The sequence below is a fragment of the Nocardia brasiliensis genome (assembly GCF_042691675.1).
Lineage (GTDB): Bacteria > Actinomycetota > Actinomycetes > Mycobacteriales > Mycobacteriaceae > Nocardia > Nocardia brasiliensis_D.
Map to the genome: position 1 here is coordinate 5,158,997 of NZ_CP170507.1, position 25,565 is coordinate 5,184,561.

Annotated in this window: 24 protein-coding genes and 1 tRNA gene; 8 read left to right on the forward strand and 17 right to left on the reverse strand. The window is 64.9% G+C overall.

Annotated elements, in window-relative coordinates; translation table 11 throughout:
* Positions 1-14: 14 nt before the first annotated feature.
* Positions 15-719: a GAF and ANTAR domain-containing protein gene (locus ACFK0J_RS23640; RefSeq protein ID WP_378730773.1), complete on the reverse strand. Its 705-nt coding sequence runs from the start codon at positions 717-719 to the stop codon at positions 15-17.
* 524 nt (positions 720-1,243) lie between these two features.
* Positions 1,244-1,864 carry a phosphotransferase gene (locus ACFK0J_RS23645; RefSeq protein ID WP_378730775.1) on the reverse strand — a complete coding sequence of 207 codons (621 nt, stop codon included), beginning with the start codon at positions 1,862-1,864 and terminating at the stop codon, positions 1,244-1,246.
* Positions 1,865-2,410: 546 nt separating this feature from the next.
* Here ACFK0J_RS23645 and ACFK0J_RS23650 point away from each other — a divergent pair.
* Both ACFK0J_RS23650 and ACFK0J_RS23655 read left to right on the forward strand, forming a co-directional pair.
* Positions 2,411-3,403, forward strand: a complete 993-nt coding sequence (locus ACFK0J_RS23650) for a chemotaxis protein CheB (protein WP_378730777.1) — start codon at positions 2,411-2,413, stop codon at positions 3,401-3,403.
* A 37-nt stretch (positions 3,404-3,440) separates the two neighbouring features.
* Positions 3,441-5,309, forward strand: a complete 1,869-nt coding sequence (locus ACFK0J_RS23655) for a CheR family methyltransferase (RefSeq protein WP_378730779.1) — start codon at positions 3,441-3,443, stop codon at positions 5,307-5,309.
* On the opposite strand, the gene ACFK0J_RS23660 is transcribed toward ACFK0J_RS23655, so the two are convergent.
* The gene (locus ACFK0J_RS23660) at positions 5,297-5,935 is read right to left on the reverse strand and encodes an ATP-binding protein (protein WP_378730781.1); all 639 of its coding nucleotides are present in this window, start codon (positions 5,933-5,935) and stop codon (positions 5,297-5,299) included. The genes ACFK0J_RS23655 and ACFK0J_RS23660 overlap by 13 nt on opposite strands.
* 130 nt (positions 5,936-6,065) lie before the next feature.
* Complete coding sequence (locus ACFK0J_RS23665) at positions 6,066-6,440, reverse strand: STAS domain-containing protein (protein WP_378730783.1); 375 nt, start codon at positions 6,438-6,440, stop codon at positions 6,066-6,068.
* A 362-nt stretch (positions 6,441-6,802) separates the two neighbouring features.
* Here ACFK0J_RS23665 and ACFK0J_RS23670 point away from each other — a divergent pair, with 362 nt between their 5' ends.
* Together ACFK0J_RS23670 and ACFK0J_RS23675 are read left to right on the forward strand one after the other, a co-directional pair.
* Positions 6,803-7,147 carry an STAS domain-containing protein gene (locus ACFK0J_RS23670; RefSeq protein WP_378730785.1) on the forward strand — a complete coding sequence of 115 codons (345 nt, stop codon included), beginning with the start codon at positions 6,803-6,805 and terminating at the stop codon, positions 7,145-7,147.
* Positions 7,148-7,748: 601 nt separating this feature from the next.
* Positions 7,749-8,771, forward strand: a complete 1,023-nt coding sequence (locus ACFK0J_RS23675) for a S1C family serine protease (RefSeq protein ID WP_378730787.1) — start codon at positions 7,749-7,751, stop codon at positions 8,769-8,771.
* Positions 8,772-8,853: 82 nt separating this feature from the next.
* On the opposite strand, the gene ACFK0J_RS23680 is transcribed toward ACFK0J_RS23675, so the two are convergent.
* The 9 genes from ACFK0J_RS23680 to ACFK0J_RS23720 form a co-directional block, all read right to left on the reverse strand.
* Complete coding sequence (locus ACFK0J_RS23680; protein ID WP_378730789.1) at positions 8,854-9,327, reverse strand: general stress protein; 474 nt, start codon at positions 9,325-9,327, stop codon at positions 8,854-8,856.
* On the reverse strand, positions 9,327-10,589 hold the full coding sequence (locus ACFK0J_RS23685; RefSeq protein WP_378730791.1) for a PucR family transcriptional regulator: 1,263 nt from the start codon (positions 10,587-10,589) through the stop codon (positions 9,327-9,329). The genes ACFK0J_RS23680 and ACFK0J_RS23685 overlap by 1 nt, the downstream gene beginning before the upstream one ends.
* 72 nt (positions 10,590-10,661) lie before the next feature.
* Positions 10,662-10,967, reverse strand: a complete 306-nt coding sequence (locus ACFK0J_RS23690; protein ID WP_378730793.1) for a UBP-type zinc finger domain-containing protein — start codon at positions 10,965-10,967, stop codon at positions 10,662-10,664.
* Between the two features lie 10 nt (positions 10,968-10,977).
* The gene (clpB, locus tag ACFK0J_RS23695) at positions 10,978-13,602 is read right to left on the reverse strand and encodes an ATP-dependent chaperone ClpB (protein WP_378730795.1); all 2,625 of its coding nucleotides are present in this window, start codon (positions 13,600-13,602) and stop codon (positions 10,978-10,980) included.
* Entirely contained in the window at positions 13,589-13,894 is a 306-nt protein-coding gene (locus ACFK0J_RS23700; RefSeq protein ID WP_378730796.1) for a chaperone modulator CbpM, read from the reverse strand. The genes clpB and ACFK0J_RS23700 overlap by 14 nt, the downstream gene beginning before the upstream one ends.
* Positions 13,891-14,856, reverse strand: a complete 966-nt coding sequence (locus ACFK0J_RS23705) for a DnaJ C-terminal domain-containing protein (RefSeq protein WP_378730799.1) — start codon at positions 14,854-14,856, stop codon at positions 13,891-13,893. The genes ACFK0J_RS23700 and ACFK0J_RS23705 overlap by 4 nt, the downstream gene beginning before the upstream one ends.
* A 6-nt stretch (positions 14,857-14,862) precedes the next feature.
* A complete protein-coding gene (locus ACFK0J_RS23710; RefSeq protein WP_378742873.1) occupies positions 14,863-15,393 on the reverse strand; it encodes a nucleotide exchange factor GrpE in 531 nt (176 codons plus the stop codon).
* A gap of 42 nt (positions 15,394-15,435) precedes the next feature.
* Positions 15,436-17,328: a molecular chaperone DnaK gene (gene dnaK, locus ACFK0J_RS23715; protein WP_378730801.1), complete on the reverse strand. Its 1,893-nt coding sequence runs from the start codon at positions 17,326-17,328 to the stop codon at positions 15,436-15,438.
* Positions 17,329-17,777: 449 nt separating this feature from the next.
* The gene (locus ACFK0J_RS23720) at positions 17,778-18,161 is read right to left on the reverse strand and encodes a hypothetical protein (protein WP_378730803.1); all 384 of its coding nucleotides are present in this window, start codon (positions 18,159-18,161) and stop codon (positions 17,778-17,780) included.
* Positions 18,162-18,564: 403 nt separating this feature from the next.
* Here ACFK0J_RS23720 and ACFK0J_RS23725 point away from each other — a divergent pair, with 403 nt between their 5' ends.
* Positions 18,565-19,242 carry a phosphoribosyltransferase gene (locus tag ACFK0J_RS23725; RefSeq protein ID WP_378730805.1) on the forward strand — a complete coding sequence of 226 codons (678 nt, stop codon included), beginning with the start codon at positions 18,565-18,567 and terminating at the stop codon, positions 19,240-19,242.
* Positions 19,243-19,270: 28 nt separating this feature from the next.
* Here ACFK0J_RS23725 and ACFK0J_RS23730 read toward each other — a convergent pair whose 3' ends face one another.
* A complete protein-coding gene (locus tag ACFK0J_RS23730; RefSeq protein WP_378730807.1) occupies positions 19,271-19,405 on the reverse strand; it encodes a hypothetical protein in 135 nt (44 codons plus the stop codon).
* A 554-nt stretch (positions 19,406-19,959) separates the two neighbouring features.
* On the opposite strand from ACFK0J_RS23730, the gene ACFK0J_RS23735 reads away from it, so the two are divergent.
* Positions 19,960-20,166 (forward strand): hypothetical protein, encoded by a 207-nt coding sequence (locus tag ACFK0J_RS23735; protein WP_378730809.1) that lies wholly within the window; start codon positions 19,960-19,962, stop codon positions 20,164-20,166.
* Between the two features lie 407 nt (positions 20,167-20,573).
* Here the strand turns inward: ACFK0J_RS23735 and ACFK0J_RS23740 are convergent, their stop codons facing one another.
* Complete coding sequence (locus tag ACFK0J_RS23740; RefSeq protein ID WP_378730811.1) at positions 20,574-21,737, reverse strand: IS110 family transposase; 1,164 nt, start codon at positions 21,735-21,737, stop codon at positions 20,574-20,576.
* Between the two features lie 530 nt (positions 21,738-22,267).
* Between ACFK0J_RS23740 and ACFK0J_RS23745 the strand changes: the two genes are divergently transcribed.
* Entirely contained in the window at positions 22,268-22,678 is a 411-nt protein-coding gene (locus ACFK0J_RS23745; RefSeq protein WP_378730813.1) for a hypothetical protein, read from the forward strand.
* 323 nt (positions 22,679-23,001) lie between these two features.
* On the opposite strand, the gene ACFK0J_RS23750 is transcribed toward ACFK0J_RS23745, so the two are convergent.
* Complete coding sequence (locus tag ACFK0J_RS23750) at positions 23,002-23,235, reverse strand: hypothetical protein (RefSeq protein ID WP_378730815.1); 234 nt, start codon at positions 23,233-23,235, stop codon at positions 23,002-23,004.
* Between the two features lie 1,221 nt (positions 23,236-24,456).
* On the opposite strand from ACFK0J_RS23750, the gene ACFK0J_RS23755 reads away from it, so the two are divergent.
* A complete protein-coding gene (locus ACFK0J_RS23755; protein WP_378742969.1) occupies positions 24,457-25,143 on the forward strand; it encodes a recombinase family protein in 687 nt (228 codons plus the stop codon).
* Between the two features lie 290 nt (positions 25,144-25,433).
* Here ACFK0J_RS23755 and ACFK0J_RS23760 read toward each other — a convergent pair.
* Positions 25,434-25,521, reverse strand: a tRNA-Leu gene (locus tag ACFK0J_RS23760).
* Positions 25,522-25,565: the final 44 nt, after the last annotated feature.

Below are 25,565 nucleotides of genomic sequence, written 5' to 3' on the forward strand. Positions count from 1 at the left end.
TGGACGGGCGGGCTTCATACCCGCAACCCGACCTCGACGATGGCGCGCGCGACGGCGTGCAGCGGGGCCTGCTGGGCGCGGGCATAGCGGCGGATCAGGGTGAACGCCTCGTCGGGGCTGATCGCGCGGGCGTTGGCGATGATGCCCTTGGCCTGCTCGATCACCACCCGCGAGTTCAGCGCCTGCTGCAACTGCTCGGTCAACTGTTGCTGCTGGAATCGTCTACCGGCGTTGACGACATAGCCGGTGGCCATATCCGCCAGCAACCGCGCCACCTCCACATCCGCGGCCGACCAGTCCCGAGGCTGGTCGGCATACAGATCGATCGCGCCGACCTTGTGTCCATTGAGGCGCATCGGGACCCCCGCCACCGCCGCCACGTTGTAGCGCGCGGCGACCGAGGTGTACTGGGGCCACCGATCCAGATGTTTGCTGAGGTCATCGACTGTGACCGGGTGCCCGTTGTGATGCGCGTCCACGCATGGGCCCTGCTGGGCGTGTTCCTGACAGCGTTCGACCTCGGCGATCTGCTCACTCGGTGCGGTGACGAACCGCAGTTGCCCACCCGATTCCATGGTCACCCCCGCCCCCGTCAAGCCCAGCACCGCGGTCACGCTGGACACCAGCTCGTCCAGCGCGGTCTCCACCCGATATTCCGTCGGCAGCATCCGGGCGAACCGCGACAACACTTCCACCAACGCCTCCGCGTCGTAAGCCACCGCCCGCCTCCCAACGGTTACCCCACTCCCTTAACCACGTTCCCCTGCCGATGTCGACCTAAACGAGGACACACTCGGACAACAGCCCGGCAAAGTTCGGTGACACAAAAGTTCGTTGACACAACGGTGCTCACCATCGCTGGTGGGTTACGGGCCGGGGCAACTCGCGGCCGACTGGGATCTCAGCGACCGCTGCCGCCTGGGCCGGGCTGGTGCGGTGGCTATTGCTGTCATGGCTCGAGTCCGATGGCATAGGTCACCGGCCAGCACATGACCCAGGGGATGCTCATGGTCACGGCCATGCTCGATGGTGGCTGGCCACGGAGGTGGCCGCCGAGATCTTTGCTCGGTGAGTAGCGGGCGGCGGGCCACCGGGCACGGCTGGAACACAGTGGCAACCTACGAATGAGCGGTGGACGACCACCTCGCGTTCTGCCTGGCGATCGGCGCCCGACCTCCGAGACCTGGCGCATGGACGCACGCACACCCCAGCCGCGAGCGACCATTGCCTCACAACCTGCCGCCTACTCGAACAAATGCCGATTGGCCCGGCTCCAGGCAAGCCGGTTCGCCAACTCCTCGAGAAGGCCGTTGGCGACCCAGTCGACCTGGGGCTGATATCCCGTGTTGGCCAGCTTCCGGACCTGCTCGATGCCGTCCCGTTGGGCCTCGATCACCGCATCGACCAGTCCCGACGTGGACGCCAGGTCGTAGACGCTGGCGAACAACTCCAAGCGGTGCCCCCGATTGGGAGGATCGGGATAACGCAGCCACCGCAGGCACTCTGCGTCGTCTCGGAAGGGGGCGACGTACTCCAAGGCGTAGGCGACATCCTGGATCCGGTTGCCAGGACGGGCGTAGTCCCAATCAAGGATTCCCACCGGCTGTTCGCCTTGCCAAACGATGTTCCAGGGGCCGAAGTCGCCGTGGCAGATCAACTCGTTGCCGCCAGTGCCGCTCTCGCCGGTGAACCACCTGGGCTCGTCGGGTGGTCGAAAGTCGGCCACCGCCTCGTGATAGTCGCGCAGCAACCGCGCGAACCTCGTCAGACCAGCATCGTCAACCACCTTAGCCCAGCCCAGTGGGCCCGAGTCGCCCTCCAGGTACGTCAGAACCTCGCGGCCTTCCTCGTCGAGGCCCAGCACGCGAGGTGCATAAGGGAAGCCCACAGCCTCGAGATGCCGCAGCAGAGCATGGACCGCTGGCGACCACGGGTAGGTGGGCCTGCGGACAGTGTCGCCGACTCGTACGACACGCCGATGCGGCTGATCCTGCAACAGGTGATCCCCGGTCACACGCGCGAACCCTACCCGCAGCGACCGGCACCCTTCCAAGCATTTCCGCCACGCCCCCAGCAGGAAAATTATCGAACGGCCACCGTCTTCAAGAGATCGAGGCACACCCCACCCTCACTCGCGGTGTTCGCGTACGGGAGCCAGGTGAAGAAGTCGTTGATCGTGCTGTCTCGGTCCCGAGCACGAACATCCGCACGATCAATCTTGCGAGATCCCGGACCAGCAGTGGCGCAGCGGGTTCGCGGTGTAGCGGTCGGATCGAGGCCGGGTGCTGTTGTCGCCAGCGGTCAGCACTGCGACGATTTTGTGACATCGGGGGGCAGTGGCCGAGATGTTTGGGGCGGCGGAACTCGGGTAGACGCGAGGGACTACTCGCTGACCGAAGGCGGGGTATTCATGGCCGGACAACCGTCGTATCTGATCGTTGTGGGTGCCTCGGCCGGGGGCGTTGAAGCTTTGCGGGACTTCGTTACCGGGCTTGAATCCGATTTGCCCGCGGCGGTGCTGGTGGTGCTGCACCTGCCCCCGGGTGGGTCGAGCGCGCTGCCCGCGATTCTGAGTCGAGCCGGAACGATACCCGCCGTGGCTGCCGAGCAGAGAATGCGGTTGGCCGCGGGGACGGTTTATGCCGCTGTTCCCGATCATCATCTGTTGGTCTCCGATGGCCGAGTCTTGTTGTCGCGTGGGCCGACAGAGAATGGGCACCGTCCAGGTGTGGATGCGTTGTTCCGGTCCGCAGCGCTCGAATGGGGGCCGCGGGCAGTCGGTGTTGTGTTGTCCGGGTCCCTTGATGACGGCACCGCGGGACTGATTGTGATCAAATCCCAGGGTGGGCTTGCCGTGGTGCAGGATCCGCAGGAGGCGCTCTACCGAAGCATGCCGGAGAACGCGTTGACCAGGGCGCCGGTGGATGTGATCGCGCCGGCCCGCAAGATCGGTGTGGCGGTGGCCGAAGGATTGCGTGCGCGGCCGGTGGGCTCGATACCGTCGCAGCCTTCTGGACTGGATCGTTTGGAAGTCGAGATCGATGCCGGAGTGGACATGGATTCCGAGCAGGTAACGCGCTGGGCGCAGCCGTCCGGGCTGATCTGTCCGGATTGTGGCGGTGCCCTGTTCAGTCTGGCGGAGGCGACACGATACCGCTGCCGGGTCGGTCACGCATGGAGCGCGGAAGCCCTGCTCCTGGAACAGAATGCCGAGATCGACAAGGCGTTGTGGACCGCGGTGCGGGTGCTGGAGGAAAAGCGGCAGTTGGCCGACCGGATGCGGGTCGACGCCGAACGTCGCGGGCAGGACTTGCTCGCCGCCAGGTACTGCGAACAGCAGAGCGAGCATGCCCATGCTGGGGCTGTGCTGCGACAGCTGTTGGATCGGCGCAACCTGCACTGACGCGCGCCGGTACGGTTAGTAGGTGGACCAGGACAGTGTGCACACCGCTGCGGAAGGTTTCGAGGAGCTTCTGCAGTTTCTGAAGGAAGCTCGTGGATTCGATTTCACCGGCTACAAGCGCAGCAGTCTGATGCGCAGAGTCGGGCGCCGGATGGGTCAGCTCGGGGTGGAGGACTACGCGGGATACTTGGACGTGATTCAGGCCAACCCGGATGAGTTCGTCGCGTTGTTCAACACGATTCTGATCAACGTCACCGGGTTTTTCCGGGACGCGGACGCTTGGGATTTCCTGCAAACCTCCGTCGTTTCGTCGGTACTTGCCGAGCGTGGGCCCGATGAGCCCCTGCGGCTGTGGTGCGCGGGCTGCGCCTCTGGGGAGGAGGCATTCGGGCTTGCCGTCGTGTTGGCCGAGGCACTCGGGGTGGACGAGTTCCGGCAGCGGGTGAAGATCTATGCCACAGATGTCGATGAGGACGCGTTGAGCGTTGCCCGCCAGGCGGTCTATACCGACAAAGAAGTGCAGCCGCTGGGGGCGGAGCTGGTTCGGAAGTATTTCGAGCCGGTCGGCGAGCGTTATTTGTTCCGCAAAGATCTACGTCGTGCGGTGATCTTCGGTCGCAACGATCTCGTCCAAGACGCACCGATATCTCGTATCGATTTGTTGTCGTGCCGAAACACGTTGATGTACTTCAATGTTGAGACCCAGACGAGGATCCTCGAAAAATTCCACTTCGCGCTGTCCCCGCGCGGGATACTTTTTTTGGGGAAGGCGGAGATGCTGCTCAACCGAAGTCGACTCTTCGACCCGGTCGATCTGAAGCGCCGGGTTTTCCGTAAGGTGCCGATCGGGCGAGCCGATACCGGTTCGGCGTTCGGCCGCTCGGTCGTCCCGGATCGTCGCGAGCTCGACCATCTGGAAACCTTACGTAGCCTCGCGTTTTCGGCTGGGCCGACGGCGCAGGTGGTGCTCACCGCCGACGATATGGTCGGCTTGATCAATCAGCAGGCCAGGGAGCTGTTCGGAGTGGGCGACCGCGATGTCGGGCGGCCGCTGCGCGATCTCGAGCTGTCTTACCGTCCAGTCGAGCTGCGCGGCTACATCGATCAAGTCCGTACCGGCCGACGAGCATTGCGGATCAAAGACATCGAATGGCAGCGGGGCCCCGGTGAGCTGCTGACCCTCGAGGTTCACCTCAGCCCACTACTGGTCGACGACAGGACGATCGGGGTGTCGGTGGTCTTCCACGATGTCAGCGCCAACCGCCAATTGTTAGCCGATCTCAACCGTGCCAACGAGCAGCGCGAGGCCGCCTATGAGCAACTCCAGTCGGCCAACGAGCAACTCGAGACAATCAACCAGGAACTGCAGTCGGCGGTAGAGGAACTGGAGACGACCAACGAAGAACTTCAATCCACCAACGAGGAACTCGAGACCACCAACGAGGAACTGCAATCCACCAATGACGAGCTGCAGGCGATCAACCGGCAATTGCGTGAGCGCAGTAGCGAACTCGACGAGGTCAACGACTTCTTCGGCGCCATCATGGGTTCCTGGCCTGCGGGTGTAGCCGTAGTGAACAGCTCCATGCGGATTGTGGTGTGGAACAGTGCCGCTGAGGATCTGTGGGGATTGCGCTCTGACGAAGCCGAAGGTGAGTACCTGCTCAACCTCGATATCGGCCTGCCTGTGGCCGAGCTGCGTCCGATCGTGCGCCCGGCCCTGGCCGATCCACAGTATCGGCGCGAGATCTGTGTTACCGGGGTAAACAGGCTCGGGCGCACTATCACCGTGCGGGTGATCTGCGCTTCGCTGCGGGAGCGCGCCGGAACCTCCAGCGGTGTCATCGTGGTCATGGAGCCGCTCGAATCCGGCGACGGAGGCCGCGATCTTGCTCAGCTGCGTTGACGCCGCCCGCCGATGCCCAACGTCGCCCAGACGACTTTGCCGCTCGGCCAGCGCGGCGCACACCCCCACGCCTTGGACATGCGGGCCACCACATGCAGTCCGTGATAGGGACGGGGGCCAGCGCTCGGTTCACGCAATACCGCTTCCCCAGGGTCGGCGTCGGCGACGGCGACGGTCAACAACTCGTCGCGCAATTCCAGACGCAGCGTGATGTCGTCTCTGATATCGGCGTGCAGATAGGCGTTTTCCACCAACTCGGTTGCCACCAATCGCGCGTCAGCACGCGTTTCGGGTAACGACCATCGGTCGCAGACTTCATCGACGAACCGGCGTGCCTGTTGAGCGGAGTTCGCTGTCAGCGCGAGATCTACGCACGCCCGTCTGCGCTTGGGTTGTGTATCGACTGCTGCCTGTGCAGCGCTGAGGGTGGCGAACACGGGGACGAATCGGTGAATGACAGCGTGCCGGAGACGTTTGCGGTAGGCGGGTGACTCGGCAACGAGCAGGATCGGAACACTCGGCCAATCACCGATTCGCATCCACGCGGTCGTGAAAACGGTGAGTAGCAGATCTTCGGTAACCAGTAATTCGTCCACCATCACGATCAACGCACGCGGTTGATCCATCGCGAACTTCACCAAGTCGTCACTGAATAGGCGGTATGTCCTGGAGGTCAGTGCACCATGAGGTCGCAACGTCGTGCAACCGGCTAACGCTGACTGCTGCCAGCGGATTTCATTCTCCATAGGCATGTGGTCAACTCCCACGCGCAATGGGTGACCGCGTGAGTACACAGTGCCGATATGCCACGTCCGCACAGTCGATCAGGTGGACGACGTCCGGATGGGCCGCCACGACGAGGCTGATTCCGCTGTGGGCACACTGGTCGTACACGGCGTCCAGGACATGCAGCCCCGCGGCGCCGAAGAATGTCACCGTCGTGAAATCGATGATCAGACGGCTGGAGTCGCCAATCAATCCGCTGTCGAGCAGACACGCTCTGAGCTCACCCGCGGTCAGGAGATCGATCTCGCCGCCGATGCGCACGATAGTGCTGTCGGCCTGACGATCCCAGTTGATCTGCACCGCAGATTGCGCTTCGCCGAGCACCCGAAGGTCTCGCTGGCTCATACGAACCACACTAAACCCGTATCCGAAGCGGTCGGGTCCAAACCGAGGACCGCCGGCTCCCGGTCCTGAAATCGGTGGCGGGACTCGATGGGAAACGACCATCGTGTTGTGCGCGGACTCCTGCGCGGCGTATCGTCGCTTCGCCGGTTCGGCAACGAATCAGCTGGTCATTCTCCAAATCACTTCCAATTCAGGCAGTACCGCAATCCGTTTCGTCGAGCGGCTCGTCGCTCGGCAGCGTCTCCGGAGCGTAGATGATGGCCAATCACGCGGCACGACGTAAGCCTCGAATGACAAGGCGTCTGGTTTCACATTTCCATCCGGTCGAGCGGACCATGCTTTGCCAAGACGGGTTACGGATCGTGACCGTCGCCGCGTTAGGTGGAGCCTGCGTGATCAGGGTTGCCGGTGAGATCGATCTGGCCACCGTGCCCCTGCTGGTGAAGGCACTGCGGCGCACCGAACAGCACGATATCGACCCCGTCGTGCTGGATCTGTCCAATGTCGACTTCTTGGGAATGGCCGGCCTCAACGCCCTTCTCACCGCCGCCGATCAGGCACGAACCCGCAATCGCCGATTCGCTGTGGTAGCCGCCACCAAGCCGATACTGATGATTCTTCACCTCACCGTCGCCGAAGAGACGCTCGCCTGCTACCCAAGTCTCGACGCCGCGCTGCACGCGCTCGAGCAGCCGCCACGTCACTGAAGATTCCGGTCACCCTGGCCTGTTGGCACACCAAGTCGCTGCGCTTGCGGGCGTAGTAAATCTTCGGTGCTCGGTCGTTGCGGATGCTGAGTCGCGCGGCGAGGTAGCAGGCGCGCAGGAGGCGGCGGTTGAACCGCATGCGCCCGCCTCGCCATCGACACCAACGCGAGGCAGCACGAGTTCGGTGGTCGACAAGGTTCGTCAGGCGCGGAAAGAGCAGTGTGTTTGTCGCCGGGGCGGAGGGGTATCCGCCGAGCGTCGGTGCCGGAATGCGCTGTTCCGGGCGTCCCCGATGTGGCGAGTTGTCCGTCTTGCGTGCACGGGCGGGGCGGACAACACCACCCACTACACCGACGCGGTGAACCCCGATGAGCTAGCGCTGGCGAACGGCGAGCCATCGCGGTTGCGCGATCATTCGTCTCGTGAGTCTCGAGTGTCGCAATGATCTGTTGCGCAGTTCGTCAACCCTGGCGGCGGATGTTCGCGAACGTGGAACAACACCACGGTTCGGCGCGCATGGAGTGCTGCAACCCGCTGTCCACCAGGTGATTCCGATGTGCCGATGCCGCTTACCGAGACTTGCGACGGGTAAGTCCTGCTCATGAAGCGCATAGGCACGATCGCGGCCGTCGCGGCGATTGTTGTCGTTGCCGGCTGTGCGGATCAACCGGACCGGCACGGCGACAGCACGCAGACGGTGGCTCCGGCGACGACCCTGGCCGGCCCGCCGGTGTCTACTGGTTACGTCGAGTTGGTCGACCGGGTCGGTCCCAGCGTCGTCACCGTGGAGCATCCGGGCGGGGTCGGCAGCGGTGTGGTGATTCGCTCCGACGTGATAGTGACGAACGCCCACGTCGTCGGGGACGCACCGACCGTCACGATCGCCTTCGAGAACGGCGATCGCTCACCGGGGGCTGTCCTGGCCGCCGATCGGGTGACCGACCTCGCTGTCGTGCGCACAGAACGAAAGAACTTGCCGGTACCGGAGTTTCGGAGCGGCTTGCCTGAGCCGGGCGAGATCGCGCTCGCGATCGGTAGTCCATTGGGTTTCCAGAACTCCGTCAGTGCCGGTGTCGTCTCCGGCATCCAACGCAGCGTTCCAGGCGCGGCCCAGCAAGCCCCCGCACTGGTGGACCTGATCCAAACCGACGCGCCCATCTCACCCGGGAATTCCGGCGGCGCACTACTCGACGTGCACGGCCGCGTCGTCGGCATCAACGAGGCTTATATTCCGCCCAGCGTCGGGGCCGTGTCATTGGGGTTCGCCATCCCATCGGCCACCGTGCTCGATGTCGTGGACCAACTGCTCACCAAAGGCACGGCGACACACCCCTATCTGGGCGTGTCCGCCGGACGCATCACCGCCCAGATCCAGGAGATGCTCGGCGTGCCCGCCGAAGACGGGGCCCTCGTCCTCGGCGTGGACCCGGGCGCGCCCGCCGCCGCAGCCGGGCTACGCCCGGGCGACGTCATCATCGAATTCGCAGGCAAACCCGTGCGAACCGTGGAAGACCTGCTCAGCGTGCTGCGCCGCCTCGAGCCAGGATCACAGCAGCCGCTGGTCTTTCTCCGCGGCGCCCAGCGTCAGCAGGTCACGCTCACCATTGGGACCCGCACCGGTTGACCAACGCACTCGGCATAGCCGAAAGGAACGCTTTACCGCCACCCACACCGTGGGTCTGCCGCTGCGGCCCGCAGTCGAGGCTTCAAGCGGTGTGGGCGGTCCGCAGCAGTTCCTGTGCCCGCGGCGCGTGTTCGGGGCTGACTGCCACCTCGTACCGTTCGGCGATGAGCTGGCTCGCCGAGATGAAGTCGCGGCGGCCGCCGGTGAGGGCGTAGGACACGATGCCGAACAGTGCTCCAGCGACCGCGCCGCACACCACGCCCCAGATGATGATGGCCAACCACGACACGGTGTTGGTGGCGAACAGCGACAGCAGCAGTCCGATCAGCAGGCCGATCCATGCACCGGTCGCGGCGCCGTAACCGGTTGCGCGCCAATGATCGAGCCGCCCGAGCACATGTTCCACGCTACGCAGACCGACTCCGACGATCGTGGTGTGCTCTACCGGGAAATTCTGGTCGGACAGATGGTCGACGGCGCGCTCGGCCTGCTCGTAATGATCGTAGGTGGCCACCGGAACTCGGGACCGTAACTCGGCGGTCTTGTTGAGCTTCATTACTGTTTCCTTTCTTTCTGGGGGCCGACGATGGACAGGAATTGCCAGGCCCGGGTGGCGGCTTGCAGATTGAACCGAATGTTGACGTCACGTAGGTCGTATCCGGTGAGTTCACGGATCCGGCCGAGCCGGTAGCGCAGGGTGCTTCGGTGGATGTGCAGGACGGCCGCGGACTCGTCGTAGTTGCCGCCGCATTCCAGGTACTGGCTCAGGGTGTAGACCAGATCGGTGTGGCGGGCCTGGTCGTAATCGAGCAGCACACCGAGCTCCTCACGGAGAAACGCCGCGGCGGTCCCGTCGGCGCGGGCGGCGTCGACGAGTCGATAGAAGCCGAGTTCGTCGAAGGCATTGGCGCCATCCGGGATTCGGGATCGCAGTCGGATGTTCAGCGCCCGGCGGGCCTCGTCGAAACCGCGAGCGAGGTCGCCGGCTTGCTCGCAAGCGCCGCTGATGCCGATCGCTACCGGTCCGAGGGCCGCACGCATGACGCGGTGCAATTCTTCGGGGTCGGGCCGGCGATCGGTGACGAAGACGACCATGCCCGCGTAACGGCCCTGCAGGTAATGCAGGCCGAGGTCGGCGGCGGCGCGACCGGCGGCCGCATTGTCGGAATTGTGTACGAGAACGAGATGATGCGGGCCGCGCAGGTCATATCCGAGCGCCTGCGCGCGGGCGTAGGCGCTGTCGTTGTCGTTGTCGGTGCCGGAGATCAGGTCGTCGACGAGTTCGCGCCGTAACCGCAGCTCGATCTCGGCCACGTTGCGCTGGTGGGAAAGTTCCAGTGCCAGCACGGTACTGCCGTAACTCAGGGCGAACATCTGATCCTCGGCGATCCGGTGCTCCGGATCGACCAGGGCGAGTGTGCCGAGGATTTCGCTGCGCGGCTTAACCAGCACGATCACCCGCTCACGCACCCGCAAGGGCGCATTGTGGGTGGCGAGCCGGTGTAGCAACTGTTCGCGCCGCAGCGGCGGATCCTTGGGATACGGGTCCGGCCTGCCCGGCCCGGACCAGGCCCGCAGATTGCCGAACGGATCCTCGACTACCACCGGCAGCCCGGTCAGCTGGCCGAGCGCGTCGGCAATGGCCTGCTCACCGGTCCCGTAGGCGGCGGCTCCGGCGAGCACCTCGTGCACGCGGGTCTGCTGTCGCAGTCGATGCACCGTGGCCGCGAGTTGCTCGTTCATCGCGGTGAGTTCGGCGAGCGAGGTCGGCTCGGCGCGCTTCGGGGATTCATCGAGGTGCGGACGCGAGTGGTTCATGGCGAGGCAGGCGATCAGTGGGTGTGGTGTCGTCAATCGTCTACCCGCAGCCGATCAACCCATGCGGTTGCCTCACACGAAATTCCGGTGCACATAGCACCAGCACCAGTCCTCCCCCGCGACCAGCGTGCGCACGATGGGATGGCCGGACTCGGTAGCGTGGGCCCGCGCGTGCCGCATCGGCGAGGAGTCACAGCAGCCGACGTGCCCGCAGGTCAAGCACAACCGCAACTGCAACCACGGCGTCCCGAGCCGCAGGCATTCCTCACAACCCCGCGGACTGCGCGGCGTCACCGCACGAATCGCGCTCACGTGCGGATCGAGGTGCGGGGACGCCGTGCCGTTGCCGCCTAGCGAGGGCCCGTAGGGGCCGCCCATAACCGAATCCTCATGCTGCAACCGGCTTCTGGTCGTGCGCGACGAGAAGTTCCCCGTCTCGCTCGGTGACGGTGATCACGCCGTGGTCGATATCGCCGCGCAGCAGCGCCCGGCCGATCTTGGTTTCCACCTCGTGCGCGATATAGCGACGCAACGGCCGGGCACCGTAGACCGGATCGAAGCCGTGCTGCGCCATCAATCGCCGGGCCTCCGGGGTGATCTCGAACTCGATCTGCCGCTGCGCCAGCCGGTCGCGCAGCTCCTGCAGTTGCAGTTCGACGATTCGCTCCAACTGCGGCAGCGTCAGCGGTGTGAACAGCACGATGTCATCGACTCGGTTGAGGAACTCCGGCCGGAAATGGGTCCGCAGTTCACGCAGCACGCGGTCCCGGGCATCCTCCTTGATCTCGCCGTCCGCGGTCACCCCGTCCAGCAGATACTGCGAGCCGATATTGGAGGTCATGATGATCACCGTGTTTCGGAAATCGACCTGCCGGCCCTGCGCGTCGGTGATCCGGCCGTCGTCGAGAACCTGGAGCAGGGTGTTGAACACGTCGGTGTGCGCCTTCTCGATCTCGTCGAACAGCACCACCGAATACGGCTTGCGGCGCACCGCCTCGGTGAGCTGCCCGCCCTCGTCGTAGCCGACATATCCCGGTGGTGCGCCCAGCAACCTGCTGACGGTGTGGCGCTCCTGGTATTCGCTCATATCCAGGCGCACCATGTTGTCCGCACTGTCGAACAGTGCCGCGGCAAGGGTTTTCGCCAGTTCGGTCTTGCCGACGCCGGTGGGGCCGAGGAAGATGAACGAGCCGATCGGCCTGCGCGGATCCCGGATGCCGGAGCGGGCCCGGATGACCGCGTCGGCGACCGCCTGCACCGCCTCGTCCTGTCCCACGACACGCTCGTGCAGGATCTCATCGAGGCGCAGCAGCTTTTCGCGTTCGCCCTCTTGCAGCCTGGCGACCGGAATACCGGTCCAGGCGGCGACGATCTGGGCGATCTCATCCTCGGACACCACCTCCCGCAGCAGCGGCTGCTTACCCTGCTTGGAGATCAGCTGCTCCTCGGCGGCCGCGAGATTACGCTCCACCTTGGTGATTTCGCCGTAGCGCAGCTCGGCGGCTCGGTTCAAGTCGTAATCACGCTCTGCCGCTTCGGCGTCCAGTCGCAGCTGTTCGAGCCGACCGCGCAGGTCCTGCACCCGCCGGATGGCTTGGCGTTCGGCCTCCCATTGGGCGTGGCGGGCGTCGGCTTCGGCACGCAGATCGGCCAGCTCTCTGCGCAATTCGTCGAGTCGGGTCTTGCTCGCGGTGTCGGTTTCCTTCGACAGCGCCGCCTCCTCGATCTCGAGCCGGGTCACCTTGCGGGTGAGTTCGTCGAGTTCGGCAGGCATGGAGTCGATTTCGGTGCGCAGGCGAGCGCAGGCCTCGTCCACCAGGTCGATCGCCTTGTCCGGCAGGAAGCGGTCGGTGATGTAGCGGTGCGACAGGGTCGCGGCGGCGACCAGCGCGGTGTCCTGGATCTTCACCCCGTGGAACACTTCGAGACGCTCCCGCAGCCCACGCAGGATCGAGATGGTGTCCTCCATGGTGGGTTCGTCCACCAGCACGGTTTGCAGTCGGCGCTCCAGTGCCGCATCGGATTCGATGTGTTTGCGGTATTCGTCGAGAGTGGTGGCGCCGATCAGGTGCAGCTCGCCGCGGGCCAGCATCGGCTTGAGCATGTTGCCCGCGTCCAACGCCCCCTCGCCGACCGCGCCCGCGCCGACGACGGTGTGCAGCTCGTCGATGAACAGCAGGATGCCGCCCTCGGCGGCCTTGACCTCGGCGAGCACCGCCTTGAGCCGTTCCTCGAATTCGCCGCGGTATTTCGCGCCCGCCACCAGCGAACCCATGTCGAGCGCGAAAATGGTCTTGTTCCGCAACCCTTCCGGGACATCACCGCGCACGATCCGCTGGGCCAAGCCCTCGACGATGGCGGTCTTGCCGACGCCGGGATCGCCGATCAACACCGGGTTGTTCTTGGTCTTGCGGCTCAATATTTGAGTGACCCTGCGGATTTCGGCGTCTCGGCCGATCACCGGATCGAGTTTGCCTGCGCGGCCGTCGGCGACGAGGTCGCGGCCGTACTTGGTGAGCGCCTCATAGGCGCCTTCCGGGGTCGCCGAGGTGACCCGCTGGTTGCCGCGCACCGTCGTCAACGCGGAAAGAAATGTCTCCCTGGTGATTCCGTGGCTCGACAGGATGCGCCCGGCCGCGCTCCCCGACCCCTCCTCGGCGAGCGCCAATATCAGATGCTCCACCGAAACATAGGAATCCTTGAGCCGCTTGGCTTCTCGCTGCGCCGCCTCGAGCAGCGCCGCCAGCCGCCGGGTGATCATCACCTGACCGGGACGCACGCCGGGCCCGGTGACCTTGGGCCGCCGGGACAGCTCGCGGTCCAGATCGGCACGCACCGCTTGGGGATCAGCACCCACCTGCTCGAGCAGCCGTGGCACCAGACCTTGTTCCTGCTCGACCAGCGCGAGCAACAGGTGTTCGCCGTCGACTTCGGGATGCCCCAACCGCAACGCCACGTTCTGGGCCTCGTGCAGGGCTTCCTGCGACTTCTCGGTCAGGTTACCGGTGTCCATGAGGTGTCCTCCTTCGGCGCAGGTCGGCTTCGAGTTCCTCGATGCGATCCAGCAGATCGAGCACCAGCCCGATCGCCGCGTAGTTCAGACCCAGCCCGGTACGCAGCCGCTGGATCCGGGCGGCCACGGCCACCGCCGACGGTTCGAAGCGCAGCTCGCCCGCGCTGTCCCGGACGCTGTCGAGTAGGCCGAGCGCGACCAGCCTGCGCACCAGGTCGGGATGCAGCCCAGCGCGCCAGGCGACGGTTTCCAGGTGCAGGGGCGCGGGGTGCGCCAGCAGGTATCGGGTCACCGGGCCCTCCTCGGGTCGAAACTGGATACGGCGGCCAACTGCTCGAACAGTTGGCGCTCACGTTCGGTCGGTTGATCCGGGACCACCACCTTGATCTCGGCGTAGAGGTCACCGTTGGCGCCGCGCGGATTCGGCATGCCCTCCCCGCGTAACCGCAGCTTGCGTCCGGTGGACGAGCCGGGCACGACCCGTACCTTCGCCTCGCCGCCCGGCGTCGAGACGGCGACCGTCGCGCCGAGCACGGCCTCCCACGGCGAGACGGGCAGGTCGAGATAGATATCGCGGCCGTCCAAGCGGTACCGCGGATGCGGCTGGATCCGCACGATCAGATACAGGTCGCCCGCGGCCGCCCCGCCGCTGCCGCGACCGCCCTGCCCGGCCAGGCGAATGCGCTGGCCGTCGGTGACTCCGGGCGGAATGTCCACGGTGAGCGTGGAGCCATCGATACCGAGGCTGCGCCGACCGCCGCGGTAGGCCTCCTCGAAGGTGAGCACGAGTTCGGCCTCCTGGTCCGTACCCGCCATCGGACCGTACCCGCCACCGCCGCCGAATCCACTACGACTGAATCCCCCTCGGCCACCGAAGATTCCGCCGAACAGATCGTCGAAATCGAAGGCTTCGCCGCCGTGACCGAAGCCCTGACCGACGTTGACGCGGATACCGCCGGTGCCTGGTCCCCACTGGACCCCGCCGGTCCCGAAACCGCCTGCGCCGGCCATTCGTTCGTCGTAGTCCTCGGGGATCTGCCGGAAATTCTCGCCGAAGCGGTCATAGCGGCGTCTGGTCTCCGGGTCCGCCAGCACCTGATACGCCTCACCGATCTGCTTGAACCGCTCCACCGCGGCAGGATCGGAGTTCACATCCGGGTGGTACCGGCGGGCGAGTTTGCGGTAGGCCTGCTGGATCTGGTCCTTGTCGGCGTCGCGAGGGACGCCGAGGACCTCGTAGTAGTCGCGCGCCATCGGTGTTCAATCCTCACGCTTGCTCACAACCACTGCCGCAGGCCGCAGTTGGCTGCCTTCCTCGCCATAGCCGGCGCGTACCACCTCCACCACCGTGCCCGCCGGCACATCCGGTGCGTCGACCACACCCACCACCTCGTGGATGGCGGGCGAGAACGGCACGCCGGTGTCGCAGTGGCGCGGGTAACCGAGCCCCTCCAGCAGTTGCACCGCTTGATCTCGAATCGCTTGTACGCCTTGGATGATCGAGCCCGGATCGCTGCCTGCGTGGGTGAGCGCCAGTTCGAGATTGTCCAGTACCGGCAACCAGGCCGCCGTCACCTTGGCGCGTTCGGTGGCGCGCTCCCGGTCGACGTCACGGGCGTAGCGTTTGCGCAGGTTGTCCAGGTCGGCGGCAGTGCGGCGCCAGCGATCCTCGGCGTGCGCTACTGCGGCGTCGATGTCGGGGGAACGGTCCTGGGCCTCGGTGTCAGCGGGCGAACGCGCCGAGGGTTCCTCCGAGGGATCGACATCTGACCGATCTCGGCTCGCAGCCACGGTGTTGGTGTCCTTCGGTTCAATGGAGGCGTCCATCGGTCTTCAACTCCGGTCGAAGTCGGCATCGATCACGTCGTCCCCGGATGCAGAGCCGCCGCCGGGCTGACCGGCGCCACCCGGCTGACCGGTCCCACCGGGCTCACCACCGGAGGCCATGAGCCCGTAGAGCAGCTGCTGCAGTTCCGAGGTCAGTGGCTGTACCCGCTCCGGGGGCGCGCTTTCCTTGACCGCCTGTCGCGCGTCGTTGATCAGCATCTCGGCGCGTGCCCGCTCATGCGGCTGGGCGGCGTCACCGAGCTCGGCGAGCCGCCGTTCCACTTGGTAGGCAATGGAATCCAGCTCGTTGCGGGCGTCGACCGCCCGGCGCAATTGCTCGTCCTCCCTGCGGTGGCGTTCGGCCTCGGCCAGCATCCGATCCACTTCGCTCTTGTCCAGGTTGGACTGTTCGCTGATGGTGATGCTCTGTTCCCGGCCGGTGTCCTTGTCGTGGGCGGTGACATTGAGGATGCCGTTGGCGTCGATATCGAAGGTGACCTCGATGCGCGCCTCACCGCGGCGGGCGGGGCGGATGTTCTCCAGCCGGAACCGCCCGAGCACCCGGTTGTCGGCCGCGCGTTCGCGTTCGCCTTGCAGCACAACGACATCCACGGCGGGCTGGTTGTCCTCGGCGGTAGAGAAGATCTCCGCGCGCCGGGCCGGGATGGTGGTGTTGCGTTCGATGATCTTGGTCATCACCCCGCCCTGGGTCTCCACACCCAGCGACAGCGGCGTCACATCCAGCAGCAACACATCCGAGACCTGCCCCTTGAGCACACCCGCCTGCACCGCCGCCCCCAGGGCGACGACCTCGTCGGGGTTGACGCTCATATTCGGCGCCTTTCCGCCGGTGAGGCGGCGGACCAACGCCTGCACCGCCGGAATGCGGGTGGAACCGCCGACCAGGATCACCTCGTCGATATCGTTGGCGGTCACCTTGGCATCGGCCATCGCCTGCTGCACGGGTCCGAGGCAGCGCTGCACCAGATCCGCGGTCAGATCCTCGAACTTGGCGCGATTGATGGTGGTGGCCAAGTGTTTCGGCCCATTGGCGTCGGCGGTGACGAACGGTAGATTCACCTGTGTCTGTGCGACCGAGGACAGTTCCACCTTTGCCTTTTCGGCGGCCTCGAACAGGCGCTGCAGGGCCTGTGGATCCTTGCGCAGATCCACCAGCTGGTCGCGCTGGAACTCGTCGGCCAGATAGTCGACCAAGCGCCGGTCGAAATCATCGCCGCCGAGATGGGAATCGCCCGCGGTGGCCCGCACCTCGACCACGCCCTCACCCACATCGAGCAGGCTCACGTCGAAGGTGCCGCCGCCGAGATCGAACACCAGCACCGTCTCGTGGGTCTGCTTGTCCATACCGTAGGCCAGCGCGGCGGCGGTGGGCTCGTTGATGATGCGCAGCACCTCGAGCCCGGCGATGCGGCCGGCGTCCTTGGTGGCATTGCGTTGCGCGTCATTGAAATACGCGGGAACGGTGATCACGGCTTCGCGCACCCGCTCACCGAGGAACTTGCTCGCGTCCTCGACCAGCTTGCGCAACACCTGCGCGCTGATCTCCTCCGGGGCGTACTTCTTGCCACGCACCTCGAGCCGCGCCGCGCCGCCCTCACCGGCGACCACATCGAAACTCACCGCCTTGGCCTCCTCGGAGATCTCATCGAAGCGGCGGCCGATGAAGCGTTTCGCGGAATAGATGGTGCCCTTCGGATTCAAGATCGCCTGCCGGCGGGCGAGCTGACCGACCAGGCGCTCCCCACTCTCGGTGAACGCCACCACGGACGGAGTCGTGCGCGCCCCTTCGGAATTGGCGATCACCACCGGCTCCCCGCCCTGCCAGCTCGCGATGACGGAGTTCGTGGTGCCCAGATCGATACCTACAGCGGTGGCCATGACTGTTCCTTCGGGTCGAGTCGGCGGACGGACATCCGGGGCATCGCGTGATCCGCGCGGTAGCTGACCCGGGTGATCCGATCCTCGCAACTCGAGACCGGCACCGGCCATGGCCTGGCGATACCGGAAACAGACACCCAATTCGACCTGCCAGCACAGGGCCACGGTCCGCGTTGAGCCGCGCCGACGACGAGCACCGAGTTATGGTGTCCCACCGCATGAACCACCCGCCCAGCGATAGGATTCGTTCATGGAACCGGTGGCAGAGCAGCATCGGTCGTGTGCCAGCGTGCCATACGGAACCAGCGCACCCCCTCGGCGGGAATCGACTCCCCTCAGCTCCAGCTGTTTCCCTCGCGGTGCAAGCGATTGACCCAGCTATAGGTCGCATCGATCCCCAAACGACCAGTCACGAAATCCCATTCGACCGCCGAAGGCGTGGCCACCAGCTAGTACATGCCAGCCGAGTCCGGCAGCTGGACGCACACATGCTCAGGTTCACGCGTCCATAGTCGTTCGGGTGCGATGGTGAGCAGATCAGCCACCGCGCAGATCGTGGCGCGGGATTGGTCGATGTGTTCGAGGTCGGGGGTGATCACGAGAATCTGTGGGCGCGGTTCACCGCGGGCTGCCGCGGCGGCGAGCAGTGCTTCGACCGTGTCGAGTAGTCGCCCGATGGGGCGGTCCATGCGGGGGCCGATAACGAGGGTGCGCACGAGGGGATAGCGGTGTTTGCGCGCCATCGACGCGATCTGTTGTTCGAACCATCGCTGGCCGACGGGATCAGCGTGACGCAAGGTGAAAGCTACCGCCGCCCGTCTCCTATAGGTCATTCGTGACCATCTCCGTGTTTGCGGCAGGCGGGCCTCTGAACCGGGAAACCGCGCTGCCGGCGTGGGAGCCCGTGGATCCGATCACCGCGATACTGCGACGTGAACCGGTGCCTACCTATCCTCTCACCAAGGCCGGTACAGCTGAGGGGTTTCGGGCAACCGCCCGGTTCGAACGGACTTCTTCGATCCGGGTTTTCGGTGACAACATCGCCGACTGTGGTGACCAGCCCGAACGTTGGATCCAGCGGCGAGACCGGCTACCCGCTGGTAAGTGTTCGGCTCTGTCGAGCAACAGTGTGGCTGCTCCGTGGTTCGCGCGTTCGACGGTGTAGAGTCTTGCTCGCTTTCTCCGGGTCCCGTAGCGCGGCTCGCTTCGGTGTGATGACTGACTCAGGAGCAGAGCATGGTATTTCTCGATCGTTGTGAGGCGGGACGTCGACTCACCGAACACCTGCGGGTGCTGGCGTCTGGCCCGGCGGTGGTCTTGGGTCTACCGCGCGGCGGGATGCCGGTCGCCTACGAGATCCCGACCGCACTCGGTGTCCCTCTCGATGTCGCGGTGGTCGCTGAACTCCCTGTCCCGGATCGGCCGTGGCCGGTCTTCGGTGCCGTCGGTGAGGACGGGGTGCGCGTCATCGACGACGACATGGTCGCTCGCGCAGTGGTTTGCGAGCCCGAACGGCTCGCGGTGATCCGCGAGCAACAACACCGAGTGCGGCGCGGCGCCGCGCGTTATCGCCGCGATCATGCGCGCCTGCCGTTGGCTGGTGCCACGGTGGTGATCGTCGATGATGGCCTCGCCACCGGCGCCACCGCGCAGGCCGCCTGCGCCAGCGCCCGCGCGCGGGGCGCGGACCGGGTGGTGTTCGCGGTACCGGTCGGCGCGTACCGACCGCTGCGCGCTTTATCCAAGGTGGCCGACCAGGTCATCTGTTTGGAATCGCGGCAACTGTTCGGCTCGATCCGCTCCTGGTACCTCGACTTCGCCGAAGTCAGTGACCTCGAGGTGTGTGCTCTGCTCGACCGGGCCGCGGACCATCCGCGCGGCCGAGCACCCACGGTCCACCAACCGGTCCAATGATCGGAGCCAGTGGCATGGCGTTCTGCGCTCACGGCGGCAGCCGCGGTTTCCCGATGATCGGCGCGAGCGGTGTTGAGCCCGCCGCGGGTGGAACCCAGCGTGTCCCCAAGTCGGCGTGCCCGCCCTCGGAGAAGCCGAGCACCGCCCAGGTGCGGTTCGTCACCGGAATGTCAGCGGTTTCTCGTCACGAAGAATGTCAGTGGGCCCTTGGGCGAATAGCCGTCGGTCACCGGTGAACCACTAAATGGGGTCAGGCAGGCGTCGCCGAGGAGGCGCGTGGCCCGACCGGCTTCCGTTGCCGTGTGATTATGGATTGGTCGGACGTCTGAAACAGTTGCCTAACAGCGACTCCCGAACGCGCGGCACTGTCGGCCATCGCAGCTGTGTAGCTGGGCGTTGCGAGCGCGGCTGTCCATCGACGTAGACATGGCACCCCTCCCTGCGCTGTCGAAAATTCTGCAGTACTGGAGCATCCGCGCCCATAGAGCGCTTGTTGACAGTGGGGCGCTGAAGCCGGTCGAGCGCTACATTTTGGTGATGACCCAGGGGACCGCGGCATGGCTCACTTTGGTCGGCGTGTTGGGGGGAGTGTCGATTACCGCAGTGTTCAGTCTGATCTCGACACACCTGACGCAGCGCTGACAGTATCGAAACACGTTGCTACAGCACATGTTTGGGTACCATAGGGAGGTCGGCGAGGCCCGCAGGGAAGCGTATGTGAGATACATAGTCTCCGCCCAGAGTGTGTTCGATAAAGCCTGGGATCTCTATCTCGAGCATCGCGACCTACCGCGTGCGGATCAAGAACGGCTCGTCGACGACCCGCAGGCCGACCTTGCTGCGCTGGTGAGCGCGAACGAGTCGCGACGGGTCGAGGCGTTGTTGTTCGCCGGTGAACCCGTTGTTAGCAGGGACTGCACGTAAAAGCTGAGCTTCTTGAGCACGACGGGGGTGCCCGTCCCGATGCCGAAGGCGATGAGAATATTCGGCGTAATCAGGCCACTGCTGAGCACGGCAGCAGAAGTCGCAGCACCCGTACAGATTTGGACTACGACCGCCGCGGCGTAGACATCTCCACCCGGTCCCTCGGGCTGGCCCCACGGCCACCCTTTGACTCTGGTGCTGGCCTCAACGAAAAACGACCCCGCAGTTGACAGCTGCACCGATGCACCCCCACACGGCATACAGCCACGTGCCACAAACTATAGGTGCTAGCGACAGTCCAGGTAGGGCGAAGACCTGTCAACTCCGGCCCGAACGTGACGGGAATCTTCCAGGCCAACCGTGACCCGGCCGCCTAAGCGGACGTCCCATAATGGCACCCCTTTATGTCAAGACACTGCTGCGGATGCGGGGTTAGCCTTGTTGGTGGCAGGTCCGGGATGTGGCTTTTCCGAAGGATCGGTGTGCGGGGTGAGGCCGGTCGCGCTGGATTGCAGAGTCGTTCCCGAGTGCCCTCCCGGGCTTGCCTTTTCGCGTTGTCGCTGGTCGGCGAGCATACGGGCGTAGACGATGTTGGATAGTCGCCGTTTGAGTGAGCGCATCGACTCCATTGAGGTCTTTCCTGCGGCTTTGCGCGTGTCGAAGTAGACGCGGCCTGGGGTCGGATTGCGGAGTTGGACCACGGCCATGATGTGCAGGACGCGGTTGATGCGCCGGTTCCCGGCGCGGGAGAGTCGATGCCGTTGCTGTTCGCCGGAGGAGGCGTCCAGTGGTGCGGTGCCGTTCCAGGAGGCGAACCGATCTCGGTTGCGGAAGCGGTGGATATCGCCGGTGTCGGCGAGAAGCCTTGCGGCGCTGGAGGGTCCGATGCCGACCAAGTCCATCAACGTCGAGCCGCGGTCGATGATGAGTTGGCGCAACTCTTTGTCGGCTGCTTTGATCTTTCGATCGATGCTTTCGAGTTCACCGATCAGCTCGACGGCCAGCCGGCGCCGGGCTTTGCCGAGCGGATCGCGTGGTTTGATCGTCGCGATCAGTGTGCGTGCCTGCTTGGAGGACAAGAATTTCTTGGCCCCACCAGGGAAAAGCTCGAGCAGGAACCGGTGCAGTCGGTTGAGGGTTTCGGTGCGGGCGCGACCGAGTTCGTCGCGGCGATCAGCGAGCATGCTCAGCAACAGCAGGTCTGGATCGGGTTCGACCCGACGTAGGTTCGGTGAGTGCAGTGCTGCCATCGCGACCGAGTGGGCGTCGACGGGGTCGGTTTTGCGGCCGTTGCCGGTGGCGAATACTCGTATTTGGGCGGAGAGTTTCGCTGGGACGTCCAGCACGGTTTCCCCGTCGTGGACCAGGCGGTGGGCGATATGGCGGCCGATACCGTTGCAGCCTTCCACCGCCCACACCCTGTTCTGGAATTGTTTTCCGGTGGTGAGCATTTCGGTGTATCCGGCTTTGTCGGTGCCGTATCTTGCGGCGGTCAGGATCTTGCCGGTGTGGTCGATGATTTCGATGGTTGCTGAGCGTTTGTGTGGATCCATGCCGATGATGATTGTCATCGGTGTCCTCCCTGGTCAGCGGATGTTGTTGGCGAGGAAGGGCAACGCTACTTCGAGCTCGGGCAGACCCCTTTCCAGCCACTCCTCGCGCGGTGACCGGCGAGAGGCAAGCCATGAGAGAGCCACACCAATGACGCAGGTGGGCAGCCGATTAGGGAGCTTCTCGTCGGGCACCTGGACTAGATCCTGGCCGGGATCAGGTCCTGGCACCAGTCTTAAGTAGCCGAGTTGAGTACGTCCGAAGCGAACCTGCGGGCTTGCCTTGGGCTGGTGGGTTTGGCTGTTCGGGGTGTCGCCGGGTGCGAATGATGGCTGCCGATGCTGTGGTGTCGGTTGCTGGTATCGGCGGCGATCGGCATTTTGTCAACCATCAAGTCCTGCAACGTGATTCCATGCGTGGCGCGAAACGAAAGAGGCTACGATTAGTTCTCGATCGTCCGGATTTGGTTCCCCGAAGGGGTCGGGGACGTATGTCGGAGACCGCGGGCGTTGGGCGGTGACATCGGTCCGGCGCAGGGAGAGGGCAGGTCATGCCATTGGGTTTCCCGGACGGAAAGTTCCGCATCATCAATGAAGCCACGGGAGAGTGTCTGTTCATCTCGTTCGGCTCGGGGCGGCCTCCCGAAGTCAGCCACAAACCGATCAACAACTCCAACAGCGAGCTGTGGTCTATCTACACCGAAACCGATCCTTGGGGCGCTAAGAAGTACTTCCTCATCAGTGCCGAGACCTACAACGGGTCCGATATGGCGATCCACGCCACGCCCGAAGACGTCCGATTGGTCGGCACCGGCAGGGCCGACGTGTCGCAATGGGAAACCAAGGATGGGTTGATCTATCTCCGAGACAAGCCTGGGCGGGTGCTCGCCGTCCGCGGCGGAGTGCTACCCGTGATGGAGGATCCCTCAGGTGACAAAGCGCAGATGTTTCGGTTCCAGTAGCCGCCAGGGCGGCACGCTCGTTCGGGTGATACCGCGCTAGGCCGCGCTCGCAGACAGAACAGTGATGCCCCGCGCACGCCGTCAGCCCGCGCGGGGCCTCACACGGAGGACGGCATGTCAGCCCGTCCATCCCTGACCTGCTCATCGAGTGTCTAGATGACCGCTCGGCAACGTCCGCTACTGCCGCATGGCGGGCGTTCCGCGCGGCGAGATCAATTGCGGCGCAGAACATCCGCTCTTTCCGACGAGCGCGCGGTCCCGAACCTGCACCCGCGCCGATGTGCCGGTACCGGCGGGAGCCGGGCACCGTACTTCCCGCCACGTCACGTGTGGATGTCGACGCAGGCTCTGCCGACGGCCCGCTTGTCTTCGCCCGATGCGCTGTGCTCCCAGCCCTCGGCGCAGATCTTGGTGTGGTTTTTCACGCCGTGGCCCACCGCGACGCTGTACCGCGAACCTTCCTTCCACTCCTGCACCTTGCTTTGGCCGTTGATGCCGGGGCCGAAGATCCGGAAGTGGCCGTAGAACTCGGAGCCGGACGCAGGGGTGACAGTCACGCGGGACACATACAACCTCGAGCCCTCGACCTCCAGGCAGGTCTGACCCGAACAGCGTCCCCAATCCGCCGACGCCGGTGGCGCCATGGCGGAGGATAAGGCCACCGCGCCGACCACCGTGGCGAACAGGCGTAAGGCCCCACGGGTTCTCACAGAGATACGCTTCATCTACTCCGCTTTCATCGGATCGTCCGAGCGATCGACGGATCGGTCACAAAGCCATTCGGTACAGAACCGACCAAGGATTGCTTCGCAACGGAAGCAACACCACGACCGAACGGACATCGCCACGGAGCAGCTCCCGATCAGCCTTCCACCGAACGTACGCAGATCAGCCGTGGGTGCGGTGTTCAGGGCGATCTTCGCGTGCCGTCGGAGAAGGGTTCCCGAGCCCTGAGGGCACCGCCATGACAGGGGAAGGGCCCGACGTGAGGATCTGCTTCGAACATGTTGCTGCTGCTGCCGGATCGCCGGTGCCGTCGTGTTGGCGGCACCGCTACCAGCAGCGCAGGCGTCACCAGCGGCGCCGGTCCAGGATTCCGGCAACTTTCCCTCCGGGACGTTTCTTATCGTCTCGGCCTCGGTGGACAAGCAACCGGTCGGCCGTTGCGCTCAAGCCGTCGACGATCCGAACGGTCCGCGAGTGGCGACGAGACCGTGCGCTGCGACCGATGGTCAGTCCTGGACCTACGATGCGGCCACCCAGCAGCTCCGCAACGTCGGTTCCGGCAAATGCGCTGAGGTCGGCTCCCACCCGACTATGCGCTCCCGATAATCATTTTGACCGAATGCCGGGCAGTGCAGGTCGTCAACTATGACGGTGCCTCCAAGCACATCACGGTTGCTGAGGCCAACAAGCCGAAGCAGCAACGCTGCTGGCGGGCGCGCAGGACGAATTTCGACATGGGGATGGGCGCTTGCGACAGTGAGCATGCTGGGCGGGCTCAGTGAGTCTGAGCGCCAGCATGTTCAGCAGCGCACGCGCGCGAGTATGGACGCACAGGTGCTGAACGAGGGACGTCACCAAGGCGGACGCGCGCCCTACGGCTATGTCGTGGTCGACGGACCGCCGCATCCCAATCCGCATCGAGCAGCGGACGGGCTGAAGCTGCGCATCGTCTCGATCGACGTGGTTGCGGCGCCGGTGATCCAGCGCATCTTCCGCGAATACATCGTGGCAGAGGCGATAAGGCGATTGCAGAGGGACTCAACCGGGACGGGATACCGTGCCCTTCCGCCCACCGTCCCGAACAGAACCGCCACCGCTCCGGAGACCGCTGGCAGGCCCCAACGGTCGCGGCGATCCTGCAGAACCCGCGCTACACCGGCTACGCGGTGTTCGGACGGTGGACCAAGCGAGAAGAACTGATCGACCCCGATGATGTCGCCGCCTGGTACGCGATCCGGTTCGTCCGCGCCACCGCGGATCGCATCATCCGTTCCCGACGCCCTGCTCATCCTCAGATCGTCTCGGTCGAGAATTTCACCGAGGCACACCTGATCCGACGAAGCCGAGCCGGGATCAACAACCGAGACGGCGCCAAACTCGAGCCGACAAGGTCGTTGATCCCCCGCCTGTACCTACTCCGCGGACACATCCGCTGCGACGCCTTCAACCGCAAGATGCAAGCCGAAATGGTCGGCCAGAATATCTACTACCGTTGCCGCGCAAAAACTCTCGCGCTCGGTAGCGACGCGCTGGCCGATCACCCGAAGACGGTCAACCTTCGAGAATCGATACTCGTGGACCCGCTGGATGGCTGGCTCTCAACCCTTTTCGATTGCGATCACCGAAACCAGACCATCGCGACCCTTCTGAAGGCGCAGGAAGCCGACGATACGGATGCCGTTCGCGCTTGCTGCGTCGCCGAATTGCCAACGCGGACACGAAGTTACAGCGCCACCTGACAGCCATCGCGGCCGGCGTAGACCCGGCCGCTTTCGTGACTTCGATGAACGCAGCACAAGCCGAGAAGGCCGCGGCGCGGGCCGAACTTGATGCGATACCGAAGCCGCTTCGGATGACCGAGATCGAGATGCACAGACTCATCGAATTCGGTGGGTGACATCCACGCCGTACTGGCTGCCGGAGCCCCGGAGGATAAGAAACTTCTCTACGAAGCCCTGAACACCCAGGTCCGGTACCAGCACTGACAACAACTTGCTGTTGTCAGTGCTGGCCTCCCTGGGTTTAGCACTGGTGTCCGGAGGGGGACTTGAACCCCCACGCCCGTTAAAGGGCACTAGCACCTCAAGCTAGCGCGTCTGCCATTCCGCCACCCGGACCGGTGGTGCTCAGCAAGGTTATCGGATGTCGCCGCGTGGACCAA